Origin of the sequence: Paenarthrobacter sp. CM16 (genome assembly GCF_013179505.1) — a bacterium.
Classification (GTDB): Bacteria; Actinomycetota; Actinomycetes; order Actinomycetales; family Micrococcaceae; genus Arthrobacter.
In genome coordinates this window covers 1-3,713 of record NZ_JABMCX010000381.1, presented here as the reverse complement: position 1 = coordinate 3,713, position 3,713 = coordinate 1, and the positions used below count along the sequence as shown (strand labels likewise).

General features: G+C 62.6%; 3 protein-coding genes. 2 read left to right on the top strand and 1 reads right to left on the bottom strand.

The window, feature by feature from the left end:
- Together hflX and HP499_RS22065 are read left to right on the top strand one after the other, a co-directional pair.
- Positions 1-1,085 (top strand): GTPase HflX (hflX, locus tag HP499_RS22070; protein ID WP_172326238.1); only part of this gene is annotated, 1,085 nt, incomplete at its 5' end.
- Positions 1,078-3,138, top strand: a complete 2,061-nt coding sequence (locus HP499_RS22065; RefSeq protein ID WP_172326237.1) for an ATP-dependent DNA helicase — start codon at positions 1,078-1,080, stop codon at positions 3,136-3,138. The genes hflX and HP499_RS22065, both read left to right, overlap by 8 nt.
- On the opposite strand, the gene lexA is transcribed toward HP499_RS22065, so the two are convergent.
- Positions 3,135-3,713, bottom strand: a 579-nt coding sequence (gene lexA / locus HP499_RS22060; RefSeq protein WP_172326236.1) for a transcriptional repressor LexA, incomplete at its 5' end; no start/stop codon positions are given. The two genes, HP499_RS22065 and lexA, sit on opposite strands and share 4 nt — an antisense overlap.

The window sequence follows — 3,713 nt, the reverse complement described above, 5'->3', positions numbered from 1 at the left end:
AGGAGATTGTTGCTGCCACCGGTGCGGACACCGTGGTGGTGGACACAGAGCTGGCTCCATCGCAGCGACGCGGCCTTGAAGACATCGTCAAGGTCAAGGTTGTCGACCGGACCACATTGATCCTGGATATCTTTGCCCAGCACGCCAAGAGCCGTGAAGGCAAGGCTCAGGTTGAGCTTGCCCAGCTTGAGTACCTGCTTCCGCGCCTTCGTGGTTGGGGTGATTCCATGTCCCGCCAGGCCGGTGGCCAGGTGGGCGGAGCAGGGGCGGGCATGGGCTCGCGTGGTCCCGGTGAAACCAAGATCGAACTTGACCGTCGTCGGATCCGCACCCGGATGGCCAAGCTCCGGCGTGAAATCGCAGCCATGAAGCCGGCACGGGAGACCAAACGTGCCAATCGTCGTCGTAATGCAGTTCCCTCTGTTGCCATTGCCGGCTACACGAACGCCGGCAAGTCCTCCCTCCTGAACCGTCTTACTGACGCCGGGGTCCTGGTGGAGAACGCCCTGTTCGCCACCCTGGATCCCACCGTTCGTAAAGCGCAGACGCCCGATGGCATCGGTTACACGCTGGCGGACACTGTGGGGTTTGTCCGTTCACTGCCCACGCAGCTGATTGAGGCCTTCCGTTCCACGCTGGAAGAGGTGGCGGACGCCGATCTGATCCTGCACGTAGTGGATGCCTCACATCCGGACCCCGAAGGTCAGATCGCTGCTGTCCGCGCTGTCTTTACGGAAGTGGATGCCCGCAAGGTGCCGGAGATCATCGTCCTGAACAAGGTCGATGTCGCGGATCCCTTCGTGGTGGAGCGCCTCAAACAGAAGGAGCCCCGGCACGCAGTGGTTTCCACCCGCACGGGCCAGGGCATCGCGGAGCTGCTGGAAGATATCAGCCAATCCATTCCCCGTCCAGGCGTGCGCTTGGAACTGCTCATTCCCTACGACCGTGGCGAAATGATCAGCAAACTGCACAGTTCCGACTCTGAGATCCTCACCCTCGAACACGAGGAAAACGGGACGCGCGTGGTGGTTATGGTCCGCGAAGGACTGGCAGCCGAACTGGAGCCATTCATTACCAATGGTTGAGAAGGTGGCGGCGGACGCCGTCGAGTCGTTGGGGGAGAAAACCACCCTCGAGTTGTTGGACCGGGCTGTTGCCGGCATGGGCGGTCAAAGCCGTGCCGGTCAGCATGAAATGGCCAAACATGTCACCAGGGCCATCGAAACCGGCGAACACCTGCTGGTCCAGGCGGGAACGGGAACAGGAAAGTCTTTGGCGTACCTGATTCCCTTGATTGCACATTCAATGGACAGCGATAAACCGACTCTGGTATCCACCGCCACCTTGGCTCTCCAAACGCAGATTGTGGGCCGCGACTTACCGCGGCTGCTGGAGAACATCAACCCCGCTCTTGAACGGCCAGTCAAGGTTGCGCTGGTCAAGGGCAGGGCAAACTATGTCTGCCGGCAAAAGCTTGAAGGCGGCTTCCCCAGTGAGGAACCGTCCGAGGGGCAACTGTTTTCCTTGGGCGAGGACACCAGTGTCCCGCATTTTGCTGCCTCCATGGGAGGACCTCAATCCCAGCTGGGCAAGGAAGTGGTCCGGCTCCGGGAGTGGGCGGAAAAGACCGAAACCGGCGACCGTGACGAGCTCATGCCCGGCGTCACTGACCGCGCTTGGAGACAAGTCTCCGTGACCTCCATGGAGTGTCTCGGCGCGCAGAAGTGTCCCCTGGCGGAAGAGTGCTTCAGCGAGCTGGCAAGGTCGCGCGCAGGTGAAGCCGACGTCGTTGTCACCAACCACGCCATGCTGGCCGTGAGCGCTTTCGAGGGTTTGGCTGTGCTGCCTGAGTACGACGTCGTGGTGGTCGATGAGGCCCACGAGCTTCAGGACCGCGTGACCGGTGCTGTCTCCGGGCAGCTGTCCGTTGCCATGGTCCACGCGGCGGCCTCAAGTGCCCGCAAGCACACCGCCATCACCGTGGATGCACTCAATGCTGCTGCCGATCGCTTGGATATGGCCATCGCGGGTGTGCCCAACGGACTTCTGCCCAGTGGGCTCAATGACGAACAACTCGATTGCCTGGACCAGTTGCGGGATGCCACGCGGGCGGCGCTGTCCGATTCCAAGACGGACTCCTCAAACGCGGTCGACGGCGGCAGGCAACTGGCGCGCTCACGGCTCATGCTCATCCTGGAGTTGTGTGAGCGCATGTTGGCAGCCAAGGAGAACCGGGAAGTCGTGTGGTTCTCGCGGAACAGCACTTTTGACCCCCAACAGGGATATTCCCAACCCGACGAGACTGCGCCTGCACTTATCAACATCGCTCCGTTGAGCGTTGCGGGCCGCTTGCGGGAGGGCTTGTTTGCGGGCCACACGGTGGTGCTCACCTCTGCCACGCTGGCCATAGGCTCGGCATTTGAGCCGGCCGCAGGTGGCCTGGGGCTGATTGGCGATGGGGCCCCCGGCTGGACGGGGATCGACGTCGGATCGCCCTTCGATTACCCCAAGCAAGGCGTGCTTTACGTCGCCAAGCACCTGCCCAAACCTGGCCGTGGAACCTCGCCCGAGGCCTTGGACGAGTTGGAAGACCTCATCCGTGCCTCCGGTGGGGGAGCATTGTGTCTTTTCTCCTCGCGACGTGCGGCCGAAGAAGCTGCGGACGCCATGAGGCTGCGCCTGGACGTCAGCATTCTCTGTCAGGGTGAGTCCACTATGGCGGCCCTGGTGAAACAGTTCGCCGACGAACCCGATACCTGCCTCTTCGGAACGATGTCGCTCTGGCAAGGCGTGGATGTGCCGGGCGGTTCGTGCCGCCTGGTGGTCATCGACCGCATTCCCTTCCCGCGTCCGGATGACCCCCTGATGACTGCGCGCTCACGTGCAGTGGCACAATCGGGCGGGAACGGATTCATGGCCGTTTCAGCGACCCATGCAGCCATCCGTCTTGCCCAAGGTGCAGGTCGCCTCATTCGATCCACGGGCGACAAAGGTGTTGTAGCGGTTTTGGATTCCCGGCTCTCTACCGAACGCTATGGAGGCTTCCTGCGGGCCGCCCTGCCGCCATTCTGGGCGACGACGGACAGGAAGGTCGTGCGGGGCGTGCTGGAACGGCTGGGGTCCTCCAAGGCCTCCTAGAGGGAACGCAGGACCGAAACAACCTTGCCCATGATGGTGGCTTGGTCGCCAAGGATGGGTTCGTACTGGGTGTTCTGGGGCAGCAGCCACGTGTGGCCGTCGCGCTGCCGGAAGGTCTTGACGGTGGCTTCGTCGTCCAGCAGGGCGGCAACGATGTCGCCATTGATGGCATCGTTCTGCCTGCGGACAACTACCCAGTCACCATCGCAGATCGCGGCGTCGATCATGGAGTCGCCGGCTACCTTGAGCATGAACAGCTCACCGTGCCCTACAAGCTGCCGGGGCAGCGGAAGGACGTCCTCTACTGTCTGGTCGGCAAGGATGGGTCCGCCGGCAGCGATCCGGCCAACCAACGGCACCATGGCGGTATCGCTGGCACTGGCAAGCTCAGTGACGGCGAGGCCTCCGGTGCTGCGGAGGGTTGCGGGCGCTTCCACTCCAGGAATGGGTCCACCATCCAAAGTCAGCGGCATAAGGACTTCCATGGCGCGCGGACGCTTGGGGTCTCTGCGGAGGTAGCCAAGCTTCTCCAACTGGGAAAGCTGATGCGTGACGCTGGACAGGCTTGCCAGGCC

Coding starts and splice junctions, on each gene's coding strand:
- HP499_RS22065 (WP_172326237.1), top strand. CDS start 1,078: ATGGTTGAGAAGGTGGCGGCGGACGCCGTCGAGTCGTTGGGGGAGAAA.